This is a genomic window from Streptomyces sp. EDA2-14, assembly GCF_054963755.1.
On record NZ_JBUEGE010000003.1, the window covers coordinates 24,271 to 38,086 of the forward strand.

13 protein-coding genes are annotated in these 13,816 nt (G+C 72.6%); 5 read left to right on the forward strand and 8 right to left on the reverse strand.

All coding sequences use genetic code 11. From position 1 onward, the window contains the following. Positions 1-5: 5 nt before the first annotated feature. From ACY34M_RS09975 to ACY34M_RS09995, 5 genes are all read right to left on the reverse strand, one after another. Positions 6-1,187 carry an ROK family transcriptional regulator gene (locus ACY34M_RS09975; protein WP_462719239.1) on the reverse strand — a complete coding sequence of 394 codons (1,182 nt, stop codon included), beginning with the start codon at positions 1,185-1,187 and terminating at the stop codon, positions 6-8. A gap of 188 nt (positions 1,188-1,375) precedes the next feature. Continuing rightward, the gene (locus tag ACY34M_RS09980) at positions 1,376-2,059 is read right to left on the reverse strand and encodes a GntR family transcriptional regulator (protein ID WP_462719240.1); all 684 of its coding nucleotides are present in this window, start codon (positions 2,057-2,059) and stop codon (positions 1,376-1,378) included. Between the two features lie 156 nt (positions 2,060-2,215). Continuing rightward, a complete protein-coding gene (locus tag ACY34M_RS09985; protein ID WP_462719241.1) occupies positions 2,216-3,163 on the reverse strand; it encodes a beta-ketoacyl-ACP synthase III in 948 nt (315 codons plus the stop codon). Positions 3,164-3,285: 122 nt separating this feature from the next. Further along, complete coding sequence (locus ACY34M_RS09990; RefSeq protein ID WP_462719242.1) at positions 3,286-3,432, reverse strand: MFS transporter small subunit; 147 nt, start codon at positions 3,430-3,432, stop codon at positions 3,286-3,288. Next, the gene (locus ACY34M_RS09995; protein WP_462719243.1) at positions 3,389-4,741 is read right to left on the reverse strand and encodes an OFA family MFS transporter; all 1,353 of its coding nucleotides are present in this window, start codon (positions 4,739-4,741) and stop codon (positions 3,389-3,391) included. Before ACY34M_RS09995 ends, ACY34M_RS09990 begins: the two co-directional genes overlap by 44 nt. A 260-nt stretch (positions 4,742-5,001) precedes the next feature. Here ACY34M_RS09995 and fdhD point away from each other — a divergent pair, with 260 nt between their 5' ends. Beyond that, positions 5,002-5,853 (forward strand): formate dehydrogenase accessory sulfurtransferase FdhD, encoded by an 852-nt coding sequence (gene fdhD / locus ACY34M_RS10000; protein WP_462719244.1) that lies wholly within the window; start codon positions 5,002-5,004, stop codon positions 5,851-5,853. A gap of 10 nt (positions 5,854-5,863) precedes the next feature. Here fdhD and ACY34M_RS10005 read toward each other — a convergent pair whose 3' ends face one another. Continuing rightward, positions 5,864-6,325, reverse strand: coding sequence for a MarR family winged helix-turn-helix transcriptional regulator (locus ACY34M_RS10005; protein WP_462719245.1), 462 nt, complete (start codon positions 6,323-6,325; stop codon positions 5,864-5,866). A gap of 108 nt (positions 6,326-6,433) precedes the next feature. Here ACY34M_RS10005 and ACY34M_RS10010 point away from each other — a divergent pair, with 108 nt between their 5' ends. Continuing rightward, positions 6,434-7,357: a quinone oxidoreductase family protein gene (locus ACY34M_RS10010; protein WP_462719246.1), complete on the forward strand. Its 924-nt coding sequence runs from the start codon at positions 6,434-6,436 to the stop codon at positions 7,355-7,357. Positions 7,358-7,379: 22 nt separating this feature from the next. Here ACY34M_RS10010 and ACY34M_RS10015 read toward each other — a convergent pair whose 3' ends face one another. Next, on the reverse strand, positions 7,380-8,300 hold the full coding sequence (locus ACY34M_RS10015) for a LysR family transcriptional regulator (RefSeq protein ID WP_462719247.1): 921 nt from the start codon (positions 8,298-8,300) through the stop codon (positions 7,380-7,382). An 84-nt stretch (positions 8,301-8,384) separates the two neighbouring features. Between ACY34M_RS10015 and ACY34M_RS10020 the strand changes: the two genes are divergently transcribed. The 3 genes from ACY34M_RS10020 to ACY34M_RS10030 all read left to right on the forward strand — a co-directional run bounded on the left by ACY34M_RS10020 (position 8,385) and on the right by ACY34M_RS10030 (position 12,784). After that, positions 8,385-9,866 (forward strand): aminotransferase class I/II-fold pyridoxal phosphate-dependent enzyme, encoded by a 1,482-nt coding sequence (locus ACY34M_RS10020; RefSeq protein WP_462719248.1) that lies wholly within the window; start codon positions 8,385-8,387, stop codon positions 9,864-9,866. 39 nt (positions 9,867-9,905) lie between these two features. Further along, positions 9,906-11,399 (forward strand): APC family permease, encoded by a 1,494-nt coding sequence (locus tag ACY34M_RS10025; RefSeq protein WP_462719249.1) that lies wholly within the window; start codon positions 9,906-9,908, stop codon positions 11,397-11,399. 197 nt (positions 11,400-11,596) lie between these two features. Further along, complete coding sequence (locus ACY34M_RS10030) at positions 11,597-12,784, forward strand: DUF4185 domain-containing protein (RefSeq protein ID WP_462719250.1); 1,188 nt, start codon at positions 11,597-11,599, stop codon at positions 12,782-12,784. Here ACY34M_RS10030 and ACY34M_RS10035 read toward each other — a convergent pair. Then, positions 12,714-13,772, reverse strand: coding sequence for a bile acid:sodium symporter family protein (locus ACY34M_RS10035; RefSeq protein ID WP_462719251.1), 1,059 nt, complete (start codon positions 13,770-13,772; stop codon positions 12,714-12,716). The two genes, ACY34M_RS10030 and ACY34M_RS10035, sit on opposite strands and share 71 nt — an antisense overlap. Between the last annotated feature and the right edge of the window lie 44 nt (positions 13,773-13,816).

Here is a 13,816-nt window from a genome sequence, read left to right on the forward strand (position 1 = left end):
GTGCGTTACGCGGGTGAGAACAGGTGATCGCTGATCAGCCGGGCGCCGCCGATCACTCCGGCGGCGGGGCCCAACTCCCCCAGAACGATGGGGAGGTTGCCGGTCGCCAGGGGGAGCGACTGGCGGTAGACCTGGGTGCGCAGGGAGGCCAGCAGGGTGTGGCCGAGCCCGGTGACGCCGCCGCCGATGACGACGAGTCCCGGGTTGAAGAAGCTGACGAGGGACGCGATGACCTGACCGGTGCGGTTGCCGCCCTCGCGGATCAGGTCGAGGCAGGTGGCGTCGCCGGCCGCGGCGGCCGCGGCGACATCGGCGGCGCTGAGCCGCCCGGCGCTCTCCAGGCGTGCGGCGAGTTCGGCGGAGCGGCCCTCGCGGGCGGCGTCCTCCGCGTCCCGCGCGAGCGCGGCGCCGCTGAAGTGCGCCTCCAGGCAGCCCTTGTTGCCGCAGGCGCACTGCCGGCCGTCCTGCTCGACGCGGATGTGCCCGATGTCGCCCGCGGACCCGGTAGTGCCGCGGTGGACCTCGCCGCCGACGACGATGCCGCAGCCGATGCCGGTGCCGATCTTGACGCAGAGGAAGTCACTGGCCTGACGGGCGACGCCGGCGTGCTGCTCCCCCATCGCCATCAGGTTCACGTCGTTGTCGACCATGACGGGGCAGCCCAGTTCCTGACTGAGCGCCTCGCGGACCGGGAACCCGTCCCAGCCGGGCATGATCGGCGGGGCGACCGGGACGCCCTCGGGGAAGCGCACGGGCCCCGGCACGCCGATGCCCGCGCCGTCGAAGCCCTCGGCGAGCCCGGAGTCCTTCAGCTTGGCGGCCATGGCGAGGACCTGCTCGAAGATCGCGACAGGGCCTTCCCGTACGTCCATGGGCTGCGCGATGTGGCCGAGGACCTCCAGCTCGGCGTTGGTGACCGCGACGTCGACCGAGGTGGCGCCGATGTCCACGCCGAGGAAGCGGAGCGAGGGGGCGAGCCGGACGTTGTGGGAGCGGCGGCCGCCGCGCGAGGCGGCGAGTCCGTCGGCGACGACGAGCCCGGTCTCCAGGAGCCGGTCCACCTCGACGGCGAGCCGCGACCTGGACAGCTCCACCTGATCGACCAGCTGCGCGCGGGAGTTGGGCCCCCCGTCGCGCAACAGCCGCAGCAGCCGCGCCTGGTGATCACTCGTAGGACGAGCCGTCATGCGTCTCACGTGCCCCTCCCCGCCGCTTCGGGCCTCTTCGGGTGATGGTGCCGTGCGCTGGTGCCGTCTTTCGTTGGGGAACGTAGCAGCGGCCACCCGGTGCGGGAAGAAGTTGCGCAGGAATTGCTCGGGACTTTCTCCGGCGACAGGACAAAGCCCTGTTCGCCGTCACACCGCGGGGGTGCGCCCTACGAGGACTCCTCGTTGCGGTGGTGGTACGTCTCGCGGGTGTGCTCGGTGTGGGTGCGCATCACGGCGGTGGCCTCCGCCTCGTCGCGCGCGGAGATCGCCGCGATCAGCTGCCGGTGCTCGATCCAGGACTGCTTTCCGCGCTGCCGGGCGACGGGCTGGTAGTACCAGCGCACCCGGCGGTCGACCTGTCCGGCCAGCTCACCGAGGACCACGTTGCCCGCGAGTTCCATGACCTTGGCGTGGAACTCGGCGTTGGTGGCGACGACCAGGTCCACGTCCCCGTCGGCGACCGCCTGCTCGCCCTTGGCGCAGAGCGCCTCCAGCTCGGCGATGCCGGTCTTGCCCGCGTTGGCCGCCGCGAGCCGGGCCGCCTCGGCCTCCAACAGCGTACGGACGCTGAGGAGTTGGTCGGCCTCCTCCTCGGTCGGCTCGTGCACGAACGCGCCCTGGGCCGGGCGCAGGTCGACCCAGCCCTCGGTGTTCAGCCGCTGCAGCGCCTCGCGCACGGGCTGGCGGGAGACCCCGAGGTGACCGGCGAGCTCGCTCTCGACCAAATGCTGGCCGGGTTGCAGGGCCCGCGTCGTGATCAGTTCGAGCAGCGCCTCGTAGACCCGCTCGCGCAGCGGTCCGGGGCGCTCCAGCTTGGGCACCGCCCCCTGCGGCAGTCCTGTGGACAACATCGCGGTCCCCTCCTGGGCTTCGAGCATCCGGCCGACCGTTCCGGCGAATCCACCGGATTGGCTTTGGAATACAGTTTACCGAGCACAATGGCTACGGCCATAGCGAGTTGACCTCGTCACATTGTGTATCCCTCGCGCCGTCCGCCCGCCGCCGGGTCACGGGCAGCGCACGACCTGGCCCGCGTACGAGAGGTTGCCGCCGAAGCCGAAGAGCAACGCGGGCGCGCCGCTTCGCAGTTCGCCGCGCTCGACCAGCTTCGACAGGGCGATCGGCACGCTCGCGGCGGAGGTGTTGCCGGAGTCGACGACGTCCTTCGCGACCACCGCGTTCACGGCGCCGATCTTCTCCGCGAGGGGTTCGATGATGCGCAGGTTGGCCTGGTGGAGGACGACCGCGGCGAGGTCCGCCGGGTCGAGACCCGCCTTCGTGCAGGCCTCGCGGGCCAGCGGCGGCAGCGAGCGGGTGGCCCAGCGGTAGACCGACTGGCCCTCCTGTGCGAAGCGGGCCGGTTCGCCCTCGATGCGGACGGCGTCGCCCATCTCGGGGACCGAACCCCACAGCACCGGGCCGATCCCCGGCTCCTCGCCCTCGGCGCACGGCTCGACGACCACGGCGCCCGCCCCGTCGCCGACCAGGACGCACGTCGAGCGGTCGGTCCAGTCGGTGACGGCGGACATCTTGTCGGCACCGACGACCAGGGCGCGCGTCGCCGCCCCGGCGCGCAGGGTGTGGTCGGCGGTGGCGAGGGCGTGCGTGAAGCCCGCGCAGACGACGTTCAGGTCGAGCGCGGCCGGGGACGGGACGCCCAGGCGCTGGGCGACGCGGGCCGCCGTGTTCGGGGACCGGTCGACCGCGGTGGACGTGGCGACGACGACCAGGTCGATGTCGGCCGCGGTCAGGCCCGCCGCGGCCAGCGCCTTGGCGGCGGCGTGCGCGGCGAGCTCGTCGACCGGCTCGTCGGGGCCCGCGATGTGCCGGGTACGGATGCCGACACGGCTGCGGATCCACTCGTCGTTGGTGTCGACGATGGCTGCCAGGTCCTCATTGGTGAGGATCCTGGCGGGCTGGTGGTGCCCGATGCCGACAATGCGCGAACCGGCCATGTTGGGCCCCCTCGTGAGCTGCGGATCTCCCAGTCTGGTCAGCGACTCACGAGTAGGGGGTGGCGGTCAGTGACAGGAAAGTGCCGTCTCGCTTGGAGACTTCTGCCGGAGCCGGCGGCCGGTCACCCGGTGAACAGCTGGGTGGCCTTTTGCACCAGTTCGTACAGTCCGTACGCGAGCGGCAGCCCGACCCACAGCCAGGACACGGCGATCAGGCCGCGCCGGTCAGGCGTGCTCGCTGCGGTCTCGGGCGGCGGTGTCGACGTCATCTGCGGACTCCCTGGGGGCGGGGACTACGTGGTGGCGGGCGTGCACGGGGCGTACCAGTTCATTGGCGACGAAGCCGACGACCAGCAGGCCGATCATGATGATGAAGGAGAGGCCGTACAGGTTGGCGCCGTCCTTGCCCGCGCTCTCCTCGCTGTCGGCGACCCAGTTGACGATGAGCGGGCCGAGGACGCCGGCCGTGGACCAGGCGGTGAGCAGCCGGCCGTGGATGGCGCCGACCTCGTACGTGCCGAAGAGGTCCTTCAGGTACGCCGGGATCGTCGCGAAGCCGCCTCCGTAGAAGGAGAGGATCACGAGGGCGCAGAGCACGAAGAGCGGCTTCGAGGCGTCGCCCCACAGGGCGATGAGCAGGTACATCAGGGCGCCCACGCCGAGGTAGAGCCGGTAGACGTTCTTGCGGCCGATGAGGTCGGAGGTGGAGGACCAGCCGATGCGGCCTGCCATGTTCGCGGCGGAGAGCAGCGCCACGAAGCCCGCGGCGGCGGAGACGGAGACCGGGGTGCTGGAGTCCGCGAAGAAGTCCGTGATCATCGGCGCGGCCTTCTCCAGGATGCCGATGCCCGCGGTCACGTTCATGGTCAGGACGACCCACAGGCACCAGAACTGGGGCGTGCGGATGGCCTGCTTCGCGGAGACCTGCGGTCCGGTGGCGGCGGCCGTCTCGACGCGCTCGCCCTGGCCGGTCTTCGGTCGCGGCACCCGGATGAGCAGCACACCCAGCGTCATGAACACCGCGTACGCCAGTCCGTGCACCAGGAACGCGAGGGCGATGCCGCTGCTGTCCGAGCCGAAGGACTCCAGCATCTGGGCGCTCCACGGGGACGCGATGAGCGCGCCGCCGCCGAAGCCCATGATCGCGATGCCGGTGGCCATGCCGGGGCGGTCGGGGAACCACTTGATCAGCGTGGAGACGGGCGAGATGTAGCCGATGCCGAGGCCGATGCCGCCGACGAAGCCGTAGCCGAACACGATCAGCCAGTACTGCTCGGTGGCGGCGCCCAGCGCGGAGAGCAGGAAGCCGGAGGAGAAGCAGACGAGCGCGACGGTCATCGCCCAGCGCGGACCGTTGCGCTCGACGAGCGTGCCGCCGAACGCGGCCGACAGGCCGAGCATGACGATGCCGAGCTGGAACGGCAGCGCGCTCTGCGTGCCGCTCAGCCCGAGCGCCGACTCGAGCGGTGGCTTGAAGACGCTCCAGGCATAAGCCTGGCCGATGGAGAGATGGACGGAGAGCGCGGCAGGGGGAACGAGCCAACGGCTCCAGCCGGCCGGCGCGACGGGGGGCCTCATGATCCCGAACCGTATGCAGTCAACAGGGAGTTGGGAAGCCCCTTCGCCCGGCCCCCTTGTCGACGGGAGCAAGCGCTTCCATACTGTAGGCAATATCCCGCCCGGAGACACCGAACGGGGCGTCGAACGGGACACCGGACGGGGCGCCGAGCGGGGCACGGAGCCCCCGGACGTCCGGGCGGCCGTGGTGCAGGAGAATGGGAGCCCACGCACCAACCCCGGCCACCACCGAACCAGCAGCTGACAGGACGTATCGGGACATGGGACGAGTCACGGAACGACGCAAGGTGATCCGGATACGGGACGGGCACGTCTCCACGCGGCCCGACACCCTGGTCGCCGAGGAACCCCTGGAGATCCGGCTCAACGGCAAGCCGCTCGCCATCACCATGCGCACCCCCGGCGACGACTTCCCGCTCGCGGCCGGATTCCTGGTCAGCGAGGGCGTCCTGGGCTCCGCGGCCGACCTGCAGAACATCGTGTACTGCGCGGGCGCCACGGAGGACGGCAGCAATACGTACAACGTGGTCGACGTGCGGACCGCGCCGGGCGTCGAGCTGCCGGACATCACCCTGGAGCGCAACGTCTACACGACCTCGTCGTGCGGACTGTGCGGCAAGGCGAGCCTCGACGCGGTGCGCACGACGGCCCGGTTCCCGATCGCCGACACTCCCCCGCTCCGGCTGGAGCCCGAGCTGCTGGCCTCGCTCCCCGACCGGCTCCGCGCGGATCAGCGCGTCTTCGAGCGGACCGGCGGGCTGCACGCGGCGGCGCTCTTCGACGAGACGGGTCGCCTCGTCGACATAAGGGAGGACGTGGGGCGGCACAACGCGGTCGACAAGCTCGTCGGCCGGGCCCTGCAGAACGGCGAGCTGCCGCTGTCCCGCTCGATCCTCATGGTCTCGGGCCGGGCCTCGTTCGAGCTGGCGCAGAAGGCCGTGATGGCGGGCATCCCGGTGCTCGCGGCGGTGTCGGCGCCCTCGTCCCTCGCGGTGGACCTCGCGGCCGAGACGGGCCTGACCCTGGTCGGCTTCCTGCGGGGCAGCTCCATGAACATCTACGCGGGCGAGGATCGCATCGCCCTGCACACCGCGGCGGTCGCGCAGGGCTGACCCGCCGCTTTCAGCCCTCGGCGGCGGGGAGCCCGGACACCCGCCGCAGCATGTCCATGAACCGCTCCCGCTCCCCCGCAGAGAGCGGCGCGAGGAGCTCGTCGTTCGCGGCCCGCGCCGCCGCCGCGCAGGTGTCGACGAGGCGGGCCCCCTCGTCCGTGATCGTGACCGCGTTCTTGCGCCGGTCCGAGGGGTCCGGCGCGCGCTCGATCAGGCCCGCGGCCTGAAGGTCGTTGAGCACGCCGACCATGTCCTTGGGGTCGAGCCGCACGCCGCGCACCAGGTCGGCCTGGGCGACGGGCCCCCAGTCGCCCACCGCGCTGAGCACCACGTGGTGCCACATCTTCAGCCCCTGCTCGGCCAGCGCGTCGGCGACGAGCGCCCGCCCGCGCGCGGCGGCCCGCCCGAGCAGCCAACTGGGCAGGTCACGGATGGCGCCGGGGGCGGTGGGCGACGGTCCTGGTGCGCTCATGCGGCCACCGTACCGAATAAACGTTGGTCTCCCCAATGAAAACCGCGTACCGTCGTTTCCGTTGGGAGTCCCAATGAAATACGACGGTACGCGGAGGTGGTCACGTCCATGCGTCGTGTCCGGTACGAGCACAGCGGCGGGCCCGAGGTCCTGTTCCTGGAGGAGGTGCCCGTGCCCGCACCGGGGCCCGGTGAACTCCTCGTGCGCGCCGAGGCGGTCGGGGTCACGCTGCCCGTCGTCCGCAAGGTCCGCGAGGCGCGCGAGCCGATCGCGCTCGGCGGCGAGATCGCGGGCGAGGTGGTCGCGCTCGGCGCGGGCGTGTCCGATTACGCGACCGGGGACCGGGTCACCGGCCTGGTCTTCGGCCACGGCTACGCCGACTACGCGCTGCTGCACACCGCGATGGCCTCGCCGGTGCCGCACGGCGCGAGCGCGGTCGACGCGGTGGCGCTGGTGCGCAGCGGGCTCGTCGCGTACGGGGCGCTGCGCGCGGCGCGGCCCGAGCCGGGCGAGACCGCCCTGGTGACCGCGGCGGCGAGCGGCGTGGGCCATCTCGCCCTCCAACTGGCCGCCTTGCAGGGGGCGAAGCGTGTGGTGGCCGCGGTCTCCGACGCCGGCAAGGCCGAGTTCGTGCGCGCGCTCGGGGCCGACGACGTGGTGACGTACGACGCCGGGTCCTGGGGCGAGCCCGTCGACTACGTGCTCGACGCGGTCGGCGGCGCGCTGCTGAAGCCGGCCGTGGCCGCGCTCGCGCCGCACGGCCGGCTCGTGGCGTACAGCTCGGGCGGCGGCACCGTGGAGGCGTACGACCTGCTGGTGGGCGCGAAGTCGGTGATCGGTTTCCAGATGGGGCTCATCGCGCGCGGGCAGCCGCGGACGTACGAGCGGTGGCGCGCGGAGCTGTGGGAGCTGTTCCTGACGGGTACTCTGAAACCTTGCGTGCACGGGAAGTTCGCGCTGGAGGACGCGGCGGGGGCGCATGCCGTGATCGAGGCGCGGGCCAACACAGGCAAGGTCGTCCTCGTCCCCTGACCCGGCCGCCCCGCACCCCCGCTCAGGCCGCCTCCCGCCAGTCCGCCGCGATCCGGTCGGCCTGGGTGCGCACCGCCGCCACCAGGTCGTGGGCGCCGCGTCTGCGGGGCGGGCCGACGGTCGCGGCGGAGATGCGGCGGGCCAGGCGGGCGCCGTCGACGGGGCGGACGACGATGTCGGGGCGCGGCGAGTTCAGGGCGAGCCGGGGCACGAGTGCGACGCCCGCGCCCGCGGCGACGTGCCCCTGGATGACGCCGTAGTCGTCGGAGCGCAGCGCGGTCAGCGGCCGGTATCCCGCCTCCCCGCAGGCCCGGTCGAGCTGTCGGTCGCAGGGGTCCCACGCGGTGGTGCCGACGATCCACGGCTCCTCGCGCAGCGCCTTGAGCGGCACCCGGTCCAGGCGCGCGCAGGGGTGTTCCGGCGGCAGCACGAGATCGAGCGGGTCGTCGAGGACGGGCTGCAGCGTGATGCCGTCGTCGAGGGTGAGCGGGTCGTCGGGCTGGGTGAAGACGAGCGCGACGTGGAGTTCGTCGCGGCGCAACAGGTCGAGCAGCGCCGGGAGTTCGCCCTCCGTCAGATCGAACGTCACGCCCTGCTCGGCGACCTGGCGCACCGCGCGCGGCAGCAGCAGCGCGCTCGCCGTCGGGAACGCGCCGACCCGCAGCACCGTCTCCGCGCCGCCGAGCAGCGCCCGCACCTCGTCCTCGGCCCGGCCGAGCCGCCGTACCACCGCGTCCGCGTGCGGCAGCAGGGTGCGGCCGACCTCGGTGAGGGTGGCGCCGCGCGGACCGCGCTCGACGAGCCGGGCTCCGAAGTGCCCCTCCAGCGTGGCCAGATGGTGGGTGACGGTGGGCTGGCTGCAGTACAGCGAGCGCGCGGCCCCGGCGAGCGATCCTTCTGAGGCGATCGCCCGCAGGACGTACAAGTGACGAAGATCCAACACCGCCACAGGTTATTGATGAAATCTGCCCCCTTACAAGAAATTCTTCTGTTCTCTTGATCGTTTCCGGCTGCCAGGGTCGGCGGCGTGACACGAGAACTGGCTTACGACCCCGACGACCACGGCCGGGCGCCCTACGCCACCGCCGTCCGCGAGAGCGCGGCGGACGACTGGCTGCGCCTGAACGTGCCGGGCCACGCCGCCCGGCCCGACCGCTTCCCGCACCTCGCGGACACCTTCGGCGCGGACGTGCTGCGGATGGACTTCCCGCCGCTGCTCGAAGGGCTGGACCTGGGCGCGGCGCCGACGCCCATGGACGAGGCGCTGGCCCTGGCCGCCGATGCCTGGGGCGCCGCTCGGACGTGGTTCCTCACCAACGGCGCCTCGCAGGGCAACCGGATCGCGGGCCTCGTGGCGCGCTCCCTCGGCGGGACGCTGGTGGTGCAGCGCAGCGTCCACTCCAGCGTCGTCGACTCCCTCGTCCTGTCGGGGATGCGGGCGCATTTCGTGCAGCCGTCGGTCGACCACGGCCTGGGCATCGCGCACGGGGTGACCGCGGCCGACCTGGAACGGGCGCTCGCCGAGGCGCCGGACGCGGCCGCCGCGTACGTGGTGACGCCCAGCTACTTCGGCGCCGTCGCCGACGTGCGGGCGCTCGTCGACGTGGCGCACGCCGCCGGGGTGCCGCTGGTCGTCGACGAGGCGTGGGGCAGCCACTTCGGCTTCCACCCGGCCGTACCGGCGAACGCGCTGTCGCTCGGCGCCGATCTGGTGGTGTCCAGCACGCACAAGCTGGCGGGCAGCCTCACGCAGGCGGCGATGCTGCACCTCGGCGACGGGCCGTTCCGGGCGACGCTGGAGCCGCTGGTGCAGCGGGTGTTCCACCTGACGCAGTCCACCAGCGCCTCCGCCCTGCTGCTCGCCTCGCTCGACCTGGCCCGGCAGTCCCTCGCGGCCGATCCGGGGCGGGTCCTGGAGTCCGTGGAGTGCGCCGACAAGATCCGTGACCGGATCCGCGCGGAGGGCCGCTTTCCCGTCGTCGGCGACGAGTTCACCGGGGCCTTCCCCGATGTCGTCGGCGTGGACCCGCTGCGCGTCGCCATCGGCACCCGCGCCGGGGGCATCGCGGGCCACGAGGCGCGCCGTCGACTGCTGCGCGAACACCACGTCCACGTCGAGGTCGCCACGGCGTCCGCGATCGTCGCGGTCGTCGGCGCGGGCAGCACACCGGACGTGGAGCGCTTCGTGACCGCACTGCACCAGCTCCCTCGACTCGACGGTCCAGAGGGCGAATTCACCGCGCTACGACTGCCGGACCCCGGCCCCGTCCGTACCACCGTGCGCGAGGCGTTCCTCGGGCCGAGCCGCCTCGTGCCCGCCGCCGGGGCGGTCGGCCGGGTCTCGGCCGACACCCTGGCCGCGTACCCGCCGGGCATTCCGAACGTGCTGCCCGGCGAGGTGATCACCGCCGAGCACGTCGCCTTCTTCCAGGAGACCGCACGGGCCCCCGGCGGCCATGTGCGCGGGGCGCCCGACCCGGCCGTCTCCTCCCTCCGCGTCACCGACTGACCCACCCACCCCCGTTCCACCGAGCCCAAGGATGTGCCCGTGGCCCCAGACCGACCAGCCCTGCTCTCCGTGGCCCTGCGCAAGAAGCCGGTCGCGGATCTGCTCGCCGAGAGCGGCGAAAGCACCGGGAGCAGCACCGACACCGAGGACGGTGCTCAACTCCAACGCTCCATCGGCCTGTGGCAGTTGGCCGCGATCGGTATCAGCTGCACCGTCGGCACCGGCATCTTCTTCGTGCTCACCACCTCGGTGCCGAAGGCCGGACCGGCCGTGCTGCTGTCGTTCGTGGTCGTCGCGATCGCGGCGGGCCTCACCGCCCTGTGCTACTGCGAGTTGGCGTCCGCGATCCCGGTCTCCGGGTCCTCGTACTCCTACGCGTACGCGACGCTCGGCGAGGGGGTCGCCTTCGCGGTCGGCGCGTGTCTGCTCCTGGAGTACGGGGTCGCGGCCTCGGCGACGGCCGTCAGCTGGGGCGAGTACCTGAACCTCTTCACGGACCTGCTGTTCGGGGTGCGCCTTCCGCACGCCCTGTCGGCGGCGCCCGGCAGCGGCGGCCTGATCAATCTGCCGGCCGTGGTCCTGGTCGGCCTGTGCTGTCTGCTCCTGGTGCGCGGGGCGCGCGAGTCGGCGGCCGTCAACGCGGTGATGGTGGCCGTGAAGGTGCTCGTCCTGCTGCTGTTCGTGGGGGTGGCGCTGACCGGGTTCGAGGCGGACCGGCTGCATCCGTTCCTGCCGCTGGGGATCGCCGGGGTCGGCACGGCGGCGTCGGGGATCTTCTTCTCGTTCATCGGGCTCGACGCGATCTCCACGGCGGGCGAGGAGGTGCGCAATCCGCGGCGCACGGTGCCGCTGGCCCTGCTGCTCTCGCTCGGCGTGGTCACCCTGCTGTATCTGGCGGTCGCGCTGACCGCCCTCGGCGCCCAGCCGTGGCGCTCGTTCAGCGGCCAGGAGGCCGGGCTCGCGCAGATCCTGGAGCACGTGACCGGCGCGCACTGGCCCGCGCTCGTGTTCGCGGGCGGCGCCGTGGTGTCCATCTTCAGCGTCACGCTCGTGTCGATCTACGGGCAGACCCGCATCCTCTACGCGATGGGCCGCGACGGGCTGCTCCCGCCGCTGTTCGCGCGGGTGTCGCCGCGCACCAGGACGCCCGTGCGCAACACGGTCGTGGTGTGCGCGGGCATCACCGCGCTCTCCGCGTTCGTCCCGCTCGACGTGCTGGCCGATCTGACCAGCATGGGCACGCTGGTGGCGTTCGCCGTCGTGTCGGTGGGCGTGATGGTGCTGCGGCGCACCCAGCCGTCGCTGCCGCGGGGGTTCCGGGTGCCGGGGTATCCGGTGACGCCGCTGTTGAGCCTGGCCGCGTGCGCGTACTTGCTGTACGGGCTGCACATGTCGACGTACCTGTTGTTCGCGGTGTGGCTGGCCGGGGCCGCCGTGCTGTACCTCCGGTACGGGCGGCATCATTCGCGGCTCGGCGTGCCGCGTGCCGCTGCCTCGGAAGCGGTTGACCTGGCGTCGCGCTCGGGCTTGTGACCCGGCCCCACGGGGTTCACGCCACGGGGCTCTGCCCCGGACCCCGCGCCTCAATCGCCGGCGGGGCTTGATGTGCCCACCCGCCGCTGGGGAGCACTCTCACCCCGGGTGGACCGACAACGCCCGGCGCATTAACGTCGCCCCACGTGCGGAGTCAGCGAGAACGAAGGACGGCGCGGCGCGGCCGACGGGGGCCGTTGCTCGCGTTGTTCGCCGCGCTCGTCCTCGTACTGATCACTCTCGTCGCCCTCCCCGACCGGGAGGGCGGCGCGCGTTGCGGGCCCCGCGGTGTCGCCTCGTGGTCGGCGGACGATCGGCTCACCGGTGCGTTCGCCCGGTACGGGGACGACGCCTCCCGGCTCGACGACTGGACCGGCGGCGACGGGACGCACTCGGTGCGGCTGCCGGACGGGCGGCTGCTGTGGCTGTTCTCCGACACGTATCTGGGCGCCGTGAACCAGCCGCCCAACCAGGCAGGTCAGCCGCACCCCTGGCGGGACGCGAGCGCGCCCTTCGTGCGCAACTCCGCGGTGGTGACGGACCGTTCGGGCAGGCCGGAGCGGACGGTCGCGGCGCCGGTGTTCCCGGACACGGCCGTGGGCGAGTGGCGCTGGCCGGTCGCCGCGCGGGTCGAGAGCAGCGGCGGCAAGCAGGTCGTCCGGGTGCTGCTGTGGACGCGGGAGAAGGGCACGGGCCCGTACGTCTTCGGGGTGCCGAACGCGACGGAGGTGGCCACCCTGTCGCTGCCGGACCTGCGCCTCGAAGGCATCACGCAGGTCCTCGACCAGCGCCAGGTGCGGGATCCGGCGCGGCGCGTGCTGTACGGGACGACGGCCGTCGACGAGGGCGGCTGGACGTATGTGTTCGGTGCCGACGACGGGCAGCGGGCGACCCGTCGCGCGTACGTGGCCAGGGTGCCGGCGGGCCGGCTCGGCGATGTGCGGGCGTGGCGGTACTGGGACGGCGCGCGGTGGGGCTCACATGCCGCACCGGTGCTGGGCGACGACAGGCACCGGGGCGTGGGCACCGCCTTCACGGTGGTGCGGGACGCGGGCACGTACGTCCTGTTCACGACGGCGGCGGGCGCGGAGGGGCTGACGAAGGTCACGTCGTACTGGGCCTGTTCGCCGACCGGGCCCTGGCACGGGCCCGCGAAGGCCTTCACGCCGCCGCTCCCCCGCGACGGCACGACGCCCTCGCGCACGACCGCGTACAACCCGCAGGCGCACCCCGCGCTGAGCGGCGGCGGGCGGCTCGTCCTCAGCTATGACGTCAACTGGCTGGACGAGTCGCCCACCGGCGCGCAGGCGCAGCTCAGCCGGAACGTGTCGCTGTACCGACCGAGGTTCGTGTCGATTCGTCTCGGGGCTCTTCCGGGGCGCTGAGCTCCGGCTCCACCGTGTCGTCGGGGTCCTTCGCGCGGCGCTTGGCGATGACCGCGCACACCATGAGCTGCATCTGGTGGAAGAGCATCAGCGGCAGCACAGCGAGCGAGGCGTGTGCGCCGAAGAGCACGCTCGCCATGGGCAGGCCGGAGGCGAGGGACTTCTTCGAGCCCGCGAACTGGATGGCGACGCGGTCGGCGCGGTTGAAGCCGAGGGCCTTCGCGCCGTACCAGGTGACCGCCAGCATGACCGCGAGCAGCACCGCCTCCACGACGAGGAGCCCGGCCAGGCGGACCGCGCTGACCTGGTGCCAGATGCCCTGCACCATGCCCTCGCTGAACGCGGTGTAGACGACGAGCAGGATCGAGCCGCGGTCGACGTAGCCGAGGATCTTCTTGTGCCGGGTGAGGAAGCCGCCGACCCAGCGGCGCAGCAACTGGCCCGCGACGAACGGCACGAGCAGTTGCAGCACGATCTTGACGAGCGAGTCGGCGGAGAAGCCGCCGCCGCTGTTGCCGAGCAGCGCCGCCGCGAGCAGCGGAGTCAGGACGATGCCGGCGAGCGAGGAGAAGGAGCCCGCGCAGATCGCCGCCGGGACGTTGCCGCGCGCGATCGAGGTGAACGCGATCGACGACTGGATCGTCGACGGGACGAGGGTGAGGAAGAGGAGCCCCTCGAAGAGGTTCTGCGGCAGCAGCACGGGGACGAGGCCGCGGGCCGCGAGGCCGAGCAGCGGGAACACGACGAACGTACAGGCGAGGACCGTGACATGGAGCCGCCAGTGGCGCAGTCCGTCCATCGCCTCACGGGTCGACAGGCGCGCCCCGTAGAGGAAGAAGAGGAAGGCGACGGCGGCGGTCGAGGCGCCGGACGCGACATCGGCGGCGGCCCCGCGGGCCGGGAGCAGTGCGGCGAGGCCCACTGTCGCGATCAACGCCAGGATGTACGGGTCGATCGGCATCCAGCTCGGCCAGGTCAGGCGTTTCATTTGTTCCTTGCTCTCGGTTCAGGTCGTGCCCTCTCCATCGTCCA